The sequence below is a fragment of the Ohessyouella blattaphilus genome, from assembly GCF_024721265.1.
GTDB classification, from domain to species: domain Bacteria; phylum Bacillota; class Clostridia; order Lachnospirales; family Lachnospiraceae; genus Aequitasia; species Aequitasia blattaphilus_A.
Window position 1 is genome coordinate 44,495 of record NZ_JAMXOC010000004.1, and the last position, 13,246, is coordinate 57,740.

General features: G+C 44.6%; 16 protein-coding genes. 15 read left to right on the top strand and 1 reads right to left on the bottom strand.

The features are described 5' to 3' along the window. Nucleotides 1-12 precede the first annotated feature (12 nt). The 9 genes from NHH16_RS04625 (at nt 13) to NHH16_RS04665 (ending at nt 6,580) form a co-directional block, all read left to right on the top strand. Nucleotides 13-783, top strand: a complete 771-nt coding sequence (locus NHH16_RS04625; RefSeq protein ID WP_316043923.1) for an ABC transporter ATP-binding protein — start codon at nt 13-15, stop codon at nt 781-783. 37 nt (nt 784-820) lie between these two features. Then, on the top strand, nt 821-1,597 hold the full coding sequence (locus NHH16_RS04630) for a helix-turn-helix domain-containing protein (protein WP_262068439.1): 777 nt from the start codon (nt 821-823) through the stop codon (nt 1,595-1,597). Between the two features lie 68 nt (nt 1,598-1,665). Next, entirely contained in the window at nt 1,666-2,052 is a 387-nt protein-coding gene (locus tag NHH16_RS04635) for a VOC family protein (RefSeq protein ID WP_262068440.1), read from the top strand. A gap of 28 nt (nt 2,053-2,080) precedes the next feature. Beyond that, nucleotides 2,081-2,683, top strand: coding sequence for a DUF7010 family protein (locus tag NHH16_RS04640; RefSeq protein WP_316043924.1), 603 nt, complete (start codon nt 2,081-2,083; stop codon nt 2,681-2,683). Continuing rightward, nucleotides 2,680-3,096 (top strand): VOC family protein, encoded by a 417-nt coding sequence (locus NHH16_RS04645; RefSeq protein WP_262068441.1) that lies wholly within the window; start codon nt 2,680-2,682, stop codon nt 3,094-3,096. Before NHH16_RS04640 ends, NHH16_RS04645 begins: the two co-directional genes overlap by 4 nt. Then, nucleotides 3,068-3,850: a GNAT family N-acetyltransferase gene (locus NHH16_RS04650; protein ID WP_262068442.1), complete on the top strand. Its 783-nt coding sequence runs from the start codon at nt 3,068-3,070 to the stop codon at nt 3,848-3,850. The genes NHH16_RS04645 and NHH16_RS04650 overlap by 29 nt, the downstream gene beginning before the upstream one ends. Nucleotides 3,851-3,866: 16 nt before the next feature. Beyond that, the gene (locus NHH16_RS04655; RefSeq protein ID WP_262068443.1) at nt 3,867-4,694 is read left to right on the top strand and encodes an AraC family transcriptional regulator; all 828 of its coding nucleotides are present in this window, start codon (nt 3,867-3,869) and stop codon (nt 4,692-4,694) included. A gap of 77 nt (nt 4,695-4,771) precedes the next feature. Further along, nucleotides 4,772-6,112 carry an MATE family efflux transporter gene (locus NHH16_RS04660; protein WP_262068444.1) on the top strand — a complete coding sequence of 447 codons (1,341 nt, stop codon included), beginning with the start codon at nt 4,772-4,774 and terminating at the stop codon, nt 6,110-6,112. Then, on the top strand, nt 6,113-6,580 hold the full coding sequence (locus tag NHH16_RS04665) for a VOC family protein (protein ID WP_262068445.1): 468 nt from the start codon (nt 6,113-6,115) through the stop codon (nt 6,578-6,580). On the opposite strand, the gene rsmH is transcribed toward NHH16_RS04665, so the two are convergent. Beyond that, nucleotides 6,577-7,629, bottom strand: coding sequence for a 16S rRNA (cytosine(1402)-N(4))-methyltransferase RsmH (gene rsmH / locus NHH16_RS04670; RefSeq protein WP_262068446.1), 1,053 nt, complete (start codon nt 7,627-7,629; stop codon nt 6,577-6,579). The genes NHH16_RS04665 and rsmH overlap by 4 nt on opposite strands. A 135-nt stretch (nt 7,630-7,764) precedes the next feature. Between rsmH and NHH16_RS04675 the strand changes: the two genes are divergently transcribed. The 6 genes from NHH16_RS04675 to cuyB all read left to right on the top strand — a co-directional run bounded on the left by NHH16_RS04675 (nt 7,765) and on the right by cuyB (nt 13,238). Then, entirely contained in the window at nt 7,765-8,547 is a 783-nt protein-coding gene (locus NHH16_RS04675; protein ID WP_262068447.1) for a sirohydrochlorin cobaltochelatase, read from the top strand. A gap of 15 nt (nt 8,548-8,562) precedes the next feature. Continuing rightward, nucleotides 8,563-9,480: an ABC transporter substrate-binding protein gene (locus NHH16_RS04680; protein WP_262068448.1), complete on the top strand. Its 918-nt coding sequence runs from the start codon at nt 8,563-8,565 to the stop codon at nt 9,478-9,480. Further along, a complete protein-coding gene (locus NHH16_RS04685) occupies nt 9,440-10,465 on the top strand; it encodes a FecCD family ABC transporter permease (protein ID WP_262068449.1) in 1,026 nt (341 codons plus the stop codon). The genes NHH16_RS04680 and NHH16_RS04685 overlap by 41 nt, the downstream gene beginning before the upstream one ends. Then, entirely contained in the window at nt 10,462-11,220 is a 759-nt protein-coding gene (locus NHH16_RS04690) for an ABC transporter ATP-binding protein (protein ID WP_262068450.1), read from the top strand. Before NHH16_RS04685 ends, NHH16_RS04690 begins: the two co-directional genes overlap by 4 nt. 95 nt (nt 11,221-11,315) lie before the next feature. Then, complete coding sequence (locus NHH16_RS04695; protein ID WP_262068451.1) at nt 11,316-12,521, top strand: carboxylate--amine ligase; 1,206 nt, start codon at nt 11,316-11,318, stop codon at nt 12,519-12,521. A 9-nt stretch (nt 12,522-12,530) separates the two neighbouring features. Then, nucleotides 12,531-13,238 (top strand): cysteate racemase, encoded by a 708-nt coding sequence (gene cuyB / locus NHH16_RS04700; RefSeq protein ID WP_262068452.1) that lies wholly within the window; start codon nt 12,531-12,533, stop codon nt 13,236-13,238. The last annotated feature ends 8 nt before the right edge of the window (nt 13,239-13,246 follow it).

Below are 13,246 nucleotides of genomic sequence, written 5' to 3' on the forward strand. Positions count from 1 at the left end.
GGCGTGGAGGAAATGATGAAGACAATTTTAAAAGCAAGAAACATCAATAAAACCTATGCTCAGGACAAGAATAACGATATCCAGGTGCTACAGGACGTATCGCTACAAGTCGATCGTGGTGAATTCGTTGCCATTATGGGACCGTCAGGTTCGGGAAAAACTACATTGCTCTACGCTATCAGTGGCATGGATCGCCCGACTTCAGGATTGGTGCAACTAGATGAAAAGGAACTTACAACGCTATCCGAGGATGAGTTAGCAGCGCTTCGCCTAAGCCGAATGGGCTTTATCTTTCAGCAAAGCAATCTACTTAAAAATTTGTGCATCCTTGACAATATTGTACTTCCTGGTTACAAGGCGAATAAGGAGAGCCAGGACGTGATCTGTAGTCGGGGGGAAGAGCTGCTGATGCAAACAGGTATAAGTAACATTGCCAAAAACAGCATTACACAGGCTTCAGGCGGCCAGCTTCAACGCGCGGCTATCTGCCGAGCTCTTATTAATAAGCCGGATATCCTTTTTGGCGACGAGCCTACGGGTGCCCTCAATTCTTCCGCTACGGCAGAGGTACTAGATATCTTGGCGAGTATTAATGCTACAGGGACAACCGTCGTGTTAGTTACTCACGACGCCAAAGTAGCCGCTAGGGCGGACCGGGTGTTATTTATGATGGATGGTCATATAGCCGGTGAGTATCCGCAGGAGAAGTACGATCCAGAAAAACAAGACTGGAAAGCCCGAGAGGAAGTCCTTTCTGTTTGGCTTTCAAAGATGGGCTTTTAGAAACGAAATTCACAATAATCTGTAAGTAGGTGACCAGATGTATTATCCAATCCAAATACCATATCTATTAAACATGGAGTTTTCGCAAAATATGAGGTATACCGAGGAATCTGCCGATGAATACGGAGGGTTTGTAATCTGCTACTGGGAAATGCAACCGCTAACAAAGACGAAACTATCCGCATCAAACATTATCGCTACGGATGCTTGTATCGATTTGGTGGCGAGCTTTGATGAAAAGAGCATCGGCTTTGCCGGTATGAGCAGAACGGTGTTTGACTTTGAACTTGAATTGCCAAGCCGTTCCTTTGGGGTTCGCATGATGCCCGGAGCGTTTCATCAGCTGACCGGACTTCCGGCTACTGCTGCCATGGACAATTTCTTGCCAATAGAAACCGTGTTTACGGATTTTGATAGCGGGTATTTTTTCTCATTGCCGTTTGCCCAGGCGAAAGCGTATTTTAGGAAAGCTCTCATGAGCTGCACTAAGGGCAATACCCCAGATCAGTTTACCTTATTATTTCATCAACTCTCAGAGAAAACGCCGGCAACGGTGGCAGAACTTTGTAAAGAGCTTCACCTTAGCCCCCGTCAATGCCAACGATTATTCAAATTGCATTATGGGATTACGCCCAAGATGGCATTAAGCATTGTCCGCTTTCATAAATGTATGGAAATTCTCACCTCTCCCAAAGCGAAGCCATCCGATATTTTGAATGTGGCCGGCTACTACGACCAGCCTCATTTTATTAGGGACTTTAAGAGCAATATCGGGATAACACCCTTAGAGCTTATTCGTACGTACCAATCTTGACGCGTTTTTACAATACGTCTTCTTAGTGACCTTGTAGAATGAAGAAAAAACTAAGGAGGAAATAACGTATGTATAAAGCGATGACAACAAATCTAATGGTGAAAAGTGTGGATAAGGCGATGGCCTTTTATAAAGAGGTGCTGGGATTTTCGGAGGTCGCATCTGTACCTGGCAAAAATAATGAGTTGCAATTTGCAATTCTTTCTAAAGATCAGCTAATGATAATGATGCAGGAAAAAAACAACTTTATTGAGGAGTACCCGGTTCTAAAGACACCGGCGGTGCAGCCATCGGTTAGCCTGTATATTGTTGTGGATAACCTAGAGGCACTTTATAATGAATTAAAGACAAAGCACTCCATTTACACAGAACTCCATACTTCTTTTTATGGGGCGAAAGAGTTTGCCATTACCGACGTAGATGGCTACGTACTTACTTTTACAGAACGTAACTAAGGAAATACAAGGTTTAGGAAGGATTCAGATGAGAGATATGAACAATCAAGGGGATACGAAACACTTTCATGAGCTGGAGGAATTAAGAATTGATTGTGCTATTAAACAGAAAAAGGGCTTACATTTCATTTTAGCCTCGATAGTGATATGGAGTGCAGTTCTTGGTGTACAAATTATGAATATTCCTGTGCTTACAAAAAACTTGTATACGTTTTGTTGCACAGCACCACTTCTACCAATAGCCTTCTTTATATCTAAACTCATCAGGGTTGATTTTCAAAACAAGGAAAACCCGCTTACCAATTTGGGTATCCTATTCTCTGTCAATCAAATGCTATACCTTTTAATCGCTATGTGGATTTATCCGACTATACCGGACAAAATGTTGATGGTCATTGCGATGATATTTGGAGCGCACCTTATGCCATACAGCTGGCTATATAAATCAACAGCGTATTTGATGTTATCGGTAATCATTCCGATCTGTGCATTAATAATCGGCTTGAATTTTCCATCATACATTTTGGCGTTAATGATGATAGTGTTTGAAGTTATTTTTAGCATTTGCTTGCTACAAGAGAACCGAATTCTTTACAAACATATGTATAGAGAGAAAGGAGAAACAAAATGAGATTAGGAGCAATCGTATTAGACAGTGACAACATTGATGCGTTGTCGGATTTTTATGCCAAGTTATTAGGGTGGAAGATGAATGTTCAAATGCATGACGGTGAAAAATGGATTACCGTGATCAAAGACGATTTTTCGGAAACACCGTTAGTTTTCCAGGAGAATCCTGATTACAGAAAACCAGTGTGGCCACCCACTAAGACAGAACAACAGCAAATGGTTCATCTGGATTTTTATGTGAAAGCGGATGAATTTGAGGCGAAGATTGCCTACGCCATAGAGTGCGGAGCGACAATGGCCGAAAACCAATTATCCAGTGACTGGAAGGTCATGCTTGATGTGTCGGGACATCCTTTCTGTATCATTCCCATACCCAAAGAAGTGTATGAGCAAAGATATGGAGCAAATAATTAATATGGCGATTTACCAAGTAACGGATAAAAAAACGATAGCCCCACTTTATGCCGGGTGGGAGGAAACGATGATTTGGTCCTGCTTAGACGACTGCATGGGAGTTGCCTATGCAGACGACTTAGAGAAACCGGCATCGGCACAAATCATCATCGGACCCTATAGCTTTTTGGCGGGAGAAGTGAATTACGATTTGATCAAAAATAATTTCGACTATTCTTTTGACATGATTCCCCAGAATCCCCAATGGGAGAAGGCCATCGTTGAGACCTATGGAGAGAAGGTCGAGAAGCGGATGCGCTACGCTACGAAGAAGGAGAAAGAGGCCTTCGATACGGCGAAACTACAGGAAATCGTATCCTCATTGGTCGAACCCTATACATTAAAGGCTATCGATCAGTCTTTATTTAGTGAAATTATGACGATCGATTGGGCCAGAGATTTATGTGCAAATTATGGGGATAGCGAGCGCTTCCTAAAAGATGGCTTGGGATTTGTGGCTCTAAAGGAGGGCGAAATTGTTGCCGGCGCTTCGTCTTTTACGTATTACTCCGAAGGAATTGAGATTGAAATTGATACCCGCGTTGATGAGCGGCGCAGAGGGCTAGCGTTAGCGTGTGGCGCCAAACTAATCTTGGAGTGCCTTAGTCGGGGGCTTTATCCTAGCTGGGATGCGTATAATAAAGAGTCATTATCCTTATCGGCAAAATTAGGATACCGTTTTGATAAAGAGTATCCTACCTACGAGTTTCAATAATAGGAAGGCTGAGTACATGATTAAAAACGAAGTGATTAGTCGAGCTATCGATTATATATTGACTCACATCGGTGAGCCGATTCATGTGGATGAGATTGCTGCTTATTGCCATTTTTCAAAGCATCATTTATCAAGGCTCTTTAAAGCCGAGACGGGAGAGGGCATTTACGAGTTTGTGAAGCGTCTCAAAATCGAGCAAAGCGCCTTTCGCTTAAAGGTTGAGCCAGACCGAAGTATTACCAAAATTAGTGGTAGCTATGGCTATAGTTCTTCAAATTATAGCACGGCTTTTAAGCAACACTACGACGTTTCGCCAGTGCATTTCCGGCGAACGATTTTGGAGAGGTCACGAACGAATCCAATTTTTAACAATACTTTACCGGACTGGGAGTCGTTTGCCGATTGTCAGCGCAAAATTACCATCGAGCAGCTACCAGACTACTACGTAGTCTACGATCGACATAAAGGTAGTTATAAGAGTTTATCGGAGCACTGGTGCGAATTTCTGGAAAAGCATAAGACTTACCGAACGGAGGAAACTTTGTTAATGGAATGTACTTATGACGATCCCGTAATTACCGACACCGATTCCTGCTTGTATGATTTATATATGACGGTACCAGAAGAGGCACCATTATCACCAACTTGTTATCTAAAGGGTGGCAAGTTCGCCATTTATCACTTTAAGGGGATGGTGGACCAGATTTATCACGGCATCCAAAGCTTATATAACGTTTGGCTTCCCCAGAGCGGGCATTTTCTTGATGAACGGTATGGGTTTGAGATTTATCGCAAGGTGGACGGGGACTATATGGAAATCGATATTTGCACACCTATAAAATAGAGCACAATTTCAGAAGTTTATTATTGCTTTTTCCTTTATACTTTTGCCTAGCATAAAAGGAAAAGGAGAAAGTGAAAATGAACTTAAATACTATTCGCAAGCATCAACGAAAATCTATTTTAGAGTTCGCTCTGCCAGCGATTATCGCAATGATACTGACTTCACTGATTACGGTGGTAGACGGTTTTTTTATCGGAAACTATGTGGGAAAAGAAGGGTTGGCGGCTGTCAATCTGGGATTACCGATTATCTACCTCTTTCTGGCAGTCGGCTTGATGGTCTCAGTGGGCGGCATCGCTATTGCGGGCATGGCCCTTGGCGCTGGCGAAATTAAGAAGTGTAAGGACGTCTTCAACCAGACGATTTGCACAGTGACAGTGATTACGATTTTACTTAGCGTGATTATGTACTTTTGCATTCAGCCTCTGCTTGGGCTCTTAAATGCCGATGCTCAGGTGAGTGGCTATTTCAAAGATTACTACTATGTGCTGCTGTTACAGCTACCGCTGATGGTCATTAATTCGTCTTGTGGCATGTTTATTAGAGGCGAAGGCAATCCTCAGTATTACATGAAGGTAAGTATTCTCACGTTAATAATTAATGGGCTCCTAGATTACCTTTTCGTTCGCTTTCTAGGCTGGGGTGTCCGCGGGGTGGCGGCCGCTTCCTTAATCGCAACCGCTATCGGCTTAATGTGGGTGCTTTCCTATTTTCGGAAAAAAGCAACGGTGTATACCTTCCAGAGGTTCCGTTTTTCCAGGGAAACCCTCGTAAAGACCTTTCTTAATGGGAGTTCGGAGTTTGTAGGGGAGATGTCTCTTAGTATCTCTATGTTTGCTTATAATTATGTAATTCTAAAGTATATCGGTGTGGACGGTGTCTCCGCATTTACTATCGTCGGGTATCTGTCGTATATCTTTAGCATGGTTTTAATCGGCTTTGGGCAAGGAGCAAGCCCGCTGATTAGCTTTACTTACGGCGCCAGAGAAAGAGCGCTCGCTATAAAGCTACGGAAGTTGACGAATCAAATGGTGCTAGGTGCCGGCATCTTGACTTTTTTACTAGTCTTAATCGGGCGCCAGTGGTACGGTGGTCTGTTTGTAAAAAGTGAGGCGGTAGAACAGATGGTGCAATCCGGCATGCTCTTATTTGCCATATCTTTTCTGTTTTCCGGTATCAATACCATTACCTCTTTTTACTTTACTTCTATCGGGAAGGCGATGGAGTCAGCGATTATATCCTCTGCTCGGGGACTTGTCTTGCTGCTAATCTGTATTTTTCTGTTACCACCATTACTGGGAATGACTGGGATCTGGCTGGCGGCACCAATCACCGAAGGAGCCACGCTATTAATCAGTCTGTTCTTTATCTCAGTGGACGGACGCGTCACTAAAAAATTGACAATAGGAGAAAATTAAATGAAATATGAAGGTGTATGTATTGCCGTAAGCGATGTGAAGCAGGCAAGAAAGTTTTACGAGGAGCTATTTGGTCTTACCGTGTTTCAGGACTACGGTATTAACATTTCTTTTCACGGGGGATTATCCTTACAGCAAGAATTTGATTGGCTGCTCGACCTTCCCAAGGAGCAGATTAAAAGCGCTCCGCACAATATGGAGTTATATTTCGAAGAGGATAATTTCGATGATTTTATCGAGGTGTTACATGCAAGAAGTGATATAAAGTATCTTGGAGATGGGGTGAAAGAAGCCGGTTGGGGACAACGCTCGATTCGCTTTTACGATTTGGATGGCCACATTATCGAGGTGGGTGAGAACATGAAGATGGTGGTCCGCCGCTTTCTTGATGGGGGCATGACCATGAGCGAAGTCTCCGTGCGCATGGATGTTTCGCTCGCGGATTTGGAGATGCTATTAGGCGATTAATCTCTAATCGCCCAACGCATCTTAGTGGATCTTGCTCGTCCATTTTGTAAGCATTCTTCTTTAGAAGGTCTAATTACCTCGTCAGCAACGTCGCGGTATAGGCCTTCTTTTTTGTACTTTTTAAATGATTTTTTAACCAGGCGGTCCTCGCCAGAGTGAAAGGTCAGAATCGCTACGCGACCACCAGGAGCCAGAACATGAGGGAGCTTTTCTAGAAAATTATGAAGAACCTCATATTCACTATTCACGTCTATTCGCAGGGCCTGGAAGGTGCGCTGACAGGACTTTTTGATGGCCTCCTCCTTATCGGGAACCTTGATACGCGCCAGAGCAGCAGCGATGATCTCGGCAAGCTTCGTAGTGGTATCAATCTTTGTGCCCTTTCTGATTTCAAGCATGACTTTTTTGGCAATCAATTCAGCATAAGGCTCGTCGGCGTTTTCTAAGAGCATACCCGTTAGCTCGTCTTCATCCAATTCCTGTAAGCGTTGGGCCGCAGATGTTCCTTTTAAGGGGTTAAGGCGCAGATCAAGAGGACCTTCTTTCTTATATGAGAAGCCTCGCTCAGGATTATCGATTTGCATTGACGAGACACCTAGATCAGCAAGAATAAAATCAAACTTCCCAGCATCCTTTGCTACCTCATCGATGGTTTCAAAATTGGTGTTAATCGTCGTTAAGATGTCTTCATCATAGCCCAGATTCTGAAGTCGCTTTTTCGTTTTAGCAAGCTCTAGAGGGTCAGCGTCAAGGGCGTATAGGTGCCCCTTCTTCTCTAGGCATCCTAGCATGGCTTCGGTATGTCCGCCGTAGCCTAGGGTGGCATCAAGGCCTATCTGTCCAGGCTTGATTTCAAGAAACGAGATAATTTCATTTACCATAATAGACAGGTGCATACCTACAGGTGTGCTCCCTTTTTTAATGACCTTAGCCACCGTCTCAGGATACTGCTCAGGGGCTAGTTCTTTATATTTTTCTTCATAGCGCCGGGGATGGGTTCCTTTATATCGCTTACGGCGCTGGTGGGGTTTGTTTTGTTCGGATTCCATAATCATTTCTCCTCAGTTATTTGCTTCACTGTCATGATACGGGAAAGCTAGGGTAAAAGCAAGGGACTTTGGTTGTACCACAGTGTTGGTTATGTTAGAATAATTGAGATTATGAAACGAAAAAAGAGGATGCATATGAATCAGCCAAAAGCAGTCCTAGTCGTTAGCTTCGGTTCGACTTACCCAGATAATAACCAAGAGACGTTAGGAGCAATTGAAGAATACATTAGAAGACAATATCCCCAAGCTATTATCCGTAGGGCGTATATCAGCTTACGGGTGATCGAAGCCTTAAAGGAGCGCCATCAGCTAACTGTAGAGACGGTAGCTCAAGCTTTAGAGCAGCTCCAAAGGGAAGGTGTAAAAGAAGTAATCGTTCAGCCTACTTTTCTTTTGTACGGAGAAGAGTATAATCAGATGTGCAAGCACCTGTCTTCCTATAAAGAAAGTTTTCAGATCTTAAAAGTGGGACCACCGCTTTTAGCAGAGAGTACAGATGTCTTGAGGGTGGCGGAAATTCTTGCAGGAGAGGGTCAAAAGTGCTTGCAAGAGGATGCCGTCGCAGTGTTAGTCGGACACGGTAGTAGGGACGAGGCCGGAAATAGAGTCTATCAGGAACTACAGAAGGCCTTTGTAGATAAGCCCTTTGTAGTGGGTACCTTAATAGCTAAGCCTGGAGTCGCCGAAGTGAAACAGATATTAGCCAATAGGAAAATAAAGAAAGTGGTTCTGTGGCCGCTAATGGTGGTGGCTGGCAGTCACACAAAAAGGGATATCTTCGGGGAAGGGTCAGATTCCTTTGCTAGTCGCTTGGCAGCAGCCGGCTATGAGCTAGTAAAGATAGAAGCAGGGCTAGGGTCCCTATTGGAAATACAGAAGCTTTACGCAGAGCACGTTGAGCGGGCAAAAGACATATAGAATTGAGGATGTATAATGAAGAGGTTAGTAGTGGCACTGGTAATCATGGTATTAGGAGTCGGTCTCCTTACCGGTTGTAAAAAGGAACAAGAAGAAGCTAGTAGTACCCAGGTAGAGTCAGCAGGACCGAAGCGAGTGGTGGCGTTATCTTTTTCCTGGGCCAACCTGTGGAGTCTAGCAGGTGGGGAATTAATGGGTGTGACAACGGATGTCACCACTGATGAAGAGATGAAAGCGCGGGTGAGTTTAAGTCAGGATTATCAGCAAATCGGCACGGTGCAAAAGCCGAATCTGGAGATGATTCTCGGATTAGAGCCAGATCTGGTCCTAGTCTCAGAGGATTTAGGCGCCCATCAGCCAGTGGTGGCTGCTTTAGAGGAAGCGGAAATTGCTTATTACGAGCTTAAAATAGAATCCTTTGATGATTATCTAGAGGCCCTTTTAGATTTTACTGAGCTTACCGGTGAAAAGGAACGCTATAAGGAATACGGAACGGATTTACGAGATGAGATTGATCAGCTAATTGCTAAAGTTCCGGAAGAGGAGAAAGGGCAAAGCGCGTTACTCATGCGGGTGTTTTCTTCAGGGTTAAACGCTATCTCAGGCGAGCATGTAGTGTGCGATATTTTTGAACACATCGGTATAACCAATGTGACAGAGACGACGGGACTTATGCTAGAGGAGCTTTCTCTAGAAGCGATCTTGGAAGCGAATCCGGATTATATCTTTATTCTCACCATGGGAGATGAAGAGAAGGCCAAGGAGAATATTCGAGTTAATCTAGAGGCAGACCCGGCGTGGCAGACCCTTACGGCGGTACAGAACGACCGTGTCGTCTTCTTAGAGAAGGAACTATATCACTATAAACCAAATGAAAAGTGGGTACAGGCGTATGCGGGCATCCTCCAAACAGTCTATCCGGACACCTATTAAGAATATCTGGGGCATCACCATCGGGCTATTAGTGATACTGGTAGCCCTCTTTTTCTTGAGCCTTTCTCTAGGCGCTTCTAGCTTTCAGCTAAAGGAAACGTGGGGCTATCTTCTCTACGGAGAAGGGGAGGCGGTAATCGGCAATATCGTTCGCTTAATTCGCCTGCCTAGAAGTGTAGGGGCCGTTCTTTGCGGTAGTGGTCTGGCAGTTGCCGGGATGCTACTACAAAGTGCTCTTAATAATTCACTGGCAGCGCCAGGGACCATCGGGGTGAATTCAGGCGCCGGTTTTCTGGTGGTGGCAGCCGCGATTTTCTTTCCCGGAAGCTTTATGGCAAAGACCGTCTTCGCTTTTATTGGCGCTCTCTTGGCCGCTCTTTTAGTCTTCATGATTGCCAGAAAGACCGAAGGGTCCCGGAGCAAGATTATTCTTACGGGGGTAGCTGTCTCGAGTCTTTTAAGTGCTGGTAGCGATACCTTGGTGACCCTTTATCCTGACAGTGTGATGGACCGCACCAGTTTCTTTATCGGTGGCTTTGCCCATACTCAGGGACGGGTACTTATCTACGTGTGGCCCCTTATAATTGTAAGTCTGCTTGCAGCCTGGCTTTTTGGTAAGCAGATGAATGTGCTATCTCTAGGGGATGAGATGGCGGAGTCCTTAGGGTTACATACGAAACGATTTCGTTTCTTATTGCTATTTTTGGCGGCGCTACTGGCAGGAGCCAGTGCTTGTATCGGCGGCCTCTTAGGCTTTGTGGGGTTAGTTGTGCCCCACATTGTGCGAATGGTAATCGGCACGGATCATCGCCGGTTGATTCCGCTGACGGCACTCGCCGGCAGCGTCTTAGTCTTAGGCTGTGATCTGCTAGCCCGGGTACTCTTTCGCCCCTTTGAGCTACCGGTGGGGATTCTTCTGTCGTTCTTAGGAGCGCCCTTCTTCCTCTTCCTAATCCTGAAGCACAAAAGGAGGGTAGAGCAATGATCACTTTAGAAAATGTCTCCGTCAGTCTGGAACAAAAGACGATTTTAAAAGGGTTAAGCCTGACTACTTCACGTCTTGGATTTACCGTGATTATCGGTCGCAACGGCAGTGGGAAATCCACCTTGTTAAAGGCGATAGCTGGATTATTAGAGTACCAGGGCAGTATTAAAATCGACAATAAAGAAATAAAAAAGTTACCAAGGAAGGAACGGGCCCAGCAGTTATCTCTGCTTCCTCAGCAGCGTCCTCTACCGGATATTGACGTGGAGACGTTAGTCTCTCACGGCCGTTTCCCTTATCTAGGCTTTGGAAAGCAGATGAGTGCTGAGGATCGCCAGATCGTCGAAGAAGCTCTTATCCGAGCCGATGTAAGCGACTTGCGCTATCGGCGGATGCGCAGTCTTTCCGGGGGTGAGCGGCAACGGGTCTATATTGCCATGATGATTGCTCAAGATACCAAGTATCTGTTATTGGATGAGCCGACCACATTTCTGGACGTAGAATATCAGCTGGAAGTTATGAATCTGCTAAAAAGCTTACAAGAAGAAGGGAAGCACATTATTATGGTGGCTCACGACTTGCCTCAGGCCTTTTCCTTCGCTGAGGAAGTGGTGGTCTTAGCTGACGGTGAGCTTATCTGTCAGGGAAGGTCAGAGGAAATCTACAATAACAGCGCCTTAAAAGAAGTGTTTTCCGTACGGTTATGTCCCCAAGTAGGCGAAAAAGGGCTGTATAAATACCAATTGGAAAAATGATCCACGCCCGGTGGGAAAACTTGAAATATCTCTTCTACTAGGCTATAATGAGACATTGAGTTTTTAGCAAAAAGAGACGTTTTCAGGAGGAGAACATGGAATTTATTGAGAGAGAATTTGTCCCCATGATTTTTGGGGGAGATATTAATACATACAGTGTTTCTAGAGCGTTTTATGAAGAGTATCAGGTAAAGGCCCACGTGTTCGGGAAGTTTGCTTCCGGCCCTAGCTATAAAAGCAAAATCTTAGAATACCACATTACCCCAGATATCGATACCGATGCCGGCTTTATGCGCGAAGTGGAAGCGTTTTGCAAGGAACATCACGACCAGAAGGTTTTCCTTATTGGTTGTGGTGATAATTATATTGCCATGATTGGCAAGCACAAATACCAGGTGCCAGAAAATGCCGTGGTTCCTCATGTGGATTACGAAATGATGGAGAACCTTCAGAAGAAAGATTATTTCTATGAGCTGTGTGAAAAGCACGGTCTCGATTATCCTGCTACTTATGTGTATAAGAAAGGGATGAGCCTAGACTTTGCACTAGATTTTGAGTATCCGGTGATCTTAAAGCCTTCTGAAAGTGTAACCTACTGGGATAGCCACTATGAAGGTCAGGAGAAGGTATATTTTATCAATAATAAAGCGGAGCTGGATAAAAGTATTCAACTGATTTACGATCACGGGTATGAAAGTCCATTGATTATTCAGGATACCGTTCCGGGAAATGACGAAAATATGTACGTGTTGACGGCGTATTCCAATCAACAAGGAAAGGTGGAGATGATGTGCTTAGGCCACGTGCTTCTAGAAGATCACCACCCTACCGGTAGAGGCAATCACACGGTGATTATCACCGAATTTAATGAAGAGCTGATGCTAAAGACGAAAGCCATGCTAGAAGATATCGGCTACGTTGGCTTCTCTAACTTTGATATTAAATACGATACTAGGGATCAGAAATACAAATTCTTTGAAATCAATACGAGACAAGGACGAAGTAATTACTACGTGACGGGCTCTGGTTTTAACATTGCCAAATACTTAGTGGAAGACTATGTCTATGGACACGAACACCCACTAGAGCTAGCGAAAGACGCGCACTTGTGGATGGTGGTGCCAAAGTCAGTGGCCTTTAGTCAGATTAAGCAGCCTGCCAATATTCAGGCGATGAAAAAGCTGATTCAGGAAGGAAAAATGGTGAATCCTACCTTTAATAAAGGGGATTATCGGTTAGGACGCCTGTATCGCCTAGCGCGAGTACATGTAGGACACTATATTAATTACCGCAAATATTAAGGAGTCAGGATGGAAAAGAAGCTACTAGGAGTCATTGGGGGTATGGGACCAGAAGCCACGGATTATTATTATAATCAGGTGATTGCCCATACGGATGCGCCAAAGGATCAAGATCATATCGATATGGTGATTTTAAGCCACGCCTCGATGCCAGATAGAACCCAGGCTATTCTTAGCGGGGACGACCAGGATATTATTAAGAAGCTGGTAAAAGACGCCCAGACATTAGAAGCCATGGGGGTGTCTAACATTGCCATTCCCTGTAATACCTCACACTATTTTTACGAAAAAATCCAGGCAGAGACCAAGGCCACCATCATCAATATGGTAGAAGAAAGCGTCAAGTTTGCCGTTAATAATTTTGAAGACGTTCACAAAATCGGCATTATGGCAACCGATGGTACTGTGAAAGCTAGAGTGTACCACCAGGCCTGCGAAGCGCTAGGGGTAGAAGCGATGATTCCCAGTGAGAAGCGGCAAGTGGAAGTGATGAGTCTGATTTATGAAGAGATTAAGGCCGGTCTTCCGGGAGATAAGAAGAAATTCAACCGGATTTATGAAGAGCTGGTAAAAAATGGTTGCGACGTGGTGATTCTCGCCTGTACGGAGCTTTCAGTCTATAAGAAATCCCATGAGGTTTCCGAACGCTGTTTGGATGCCATGGACGTCCTAGTGCGGGAGTCGATTATCCGCTCAGGCGCAGAATATAAGGAGTAATGCAAAGT

Bases quoted from the DNA above. Each gene is read 5' to 3' on its own strand.
- NHH16_RS04625 (WP_316043923.1), top strand. From the start codon at position 13: ATGATGAAGACAATTTTAAAAGCAAGAAACATCAATAAAACCTATGCT.
- NHH16_RS04645 (WP_262068441.1), top strand. From the start codon at position 2,680: ATGAGATTAGGAGCAATCGTATTAGACAGTGACAACATTGATGCGTTG.
- NHH16_RS04630 (WP_262068439.1), top strand. From the start codon at position 821: ATGTATTATCCAATCCAAATACCATATCTATTAAACATGGAGTTTTCG.
- NHH16_RS04665 (WP_262068445.1), top strand. From the start codon at position 6,113: ATGAAATATGAAGGTGTATGTATTGCCGTAAGCGATGTGAAGCAGGCA.
- NHH16_RS04660 (WP_262068444.1), top strand. From the start codon at position 4,772: ATGAACTTAAATACTATTCGCAAGCATCAACGAAAATCTATTTTAGAG.
- rsmH (WP_262068446.1), bottom strand. From the start codon at position 7,629: ATGGAATCCGAACAAAACAAACCCCACCAGCGCCGTAAGCGATATAAA.
- cuyB (WP_262068452.1), top strand. From the start codon at position 12,531: ATGGAAAAGAAGCTACTAGGAGTCATTGGGGGTATGGGACCAGAAGCC.
- NHH16_RS04695 (WP_262068451.1), top strand. From the start codon at position 11,316: ATGGAATTTATTGAGAGAGAATTTGTCCCCATGATTTTTGGGGGAGAT.
- NHH16_RS04685 (WP_262068449.1), top strand. From the start codon at position 9,440: ATGCGGGCATCCTCCAAACAGTCTATCCGGACACCTATTAAGAATATC.
- NHH16_RS04640 (WP_316043924.1), top strand. From the start codon at position 2,081: ATGAGAGATATGAACAATCAAGGGGATACGAAACACTTTCATGAGCTG.
- NHH16_RS04675 (WP_262068447.1), top strand. From the start codon at position 7,765: ATGAATCAGCCAAAAGCAGTCCTAGTCGTTAGCTTCGGTTCGACTTAC.
- NHH16_RS04690 (WP_262068450.1), top strand. From the start codon at position 10,462: ATGATCACTTTAGAAAATGTCTCCGTCAGTCTGGAACAAAAGACGATT.
- NHH16_RS04655 (WP_262068443.1), top strand. From the start codon at position 3,867: ATGATTAAAAACGAAGTGATTAGTCGAGCTATCGATTATATATTGACT.
- NHH16_RS04680 (WP_262068448.1), top strand. From the start codon at position 8,563: ATGAAGAGGTTAGTAGTGGCACTGGTAATCATGGTATTAGGAGTCGGT.
- NHH16_RS04635 (WP_262068440.1), top strand. From the start codon at position 1,666: ATGTATAAAGCGATGACAACAAATCTAATGGTGAAAAGTGTGGATAAG.
- NHH16_RS04650 (WP_262068442.1), top strand. From the start codon at position 3,068: ATGAGCAAAGATATGGAGCAAATAATTAATATGGCGATTTACCAAGTA.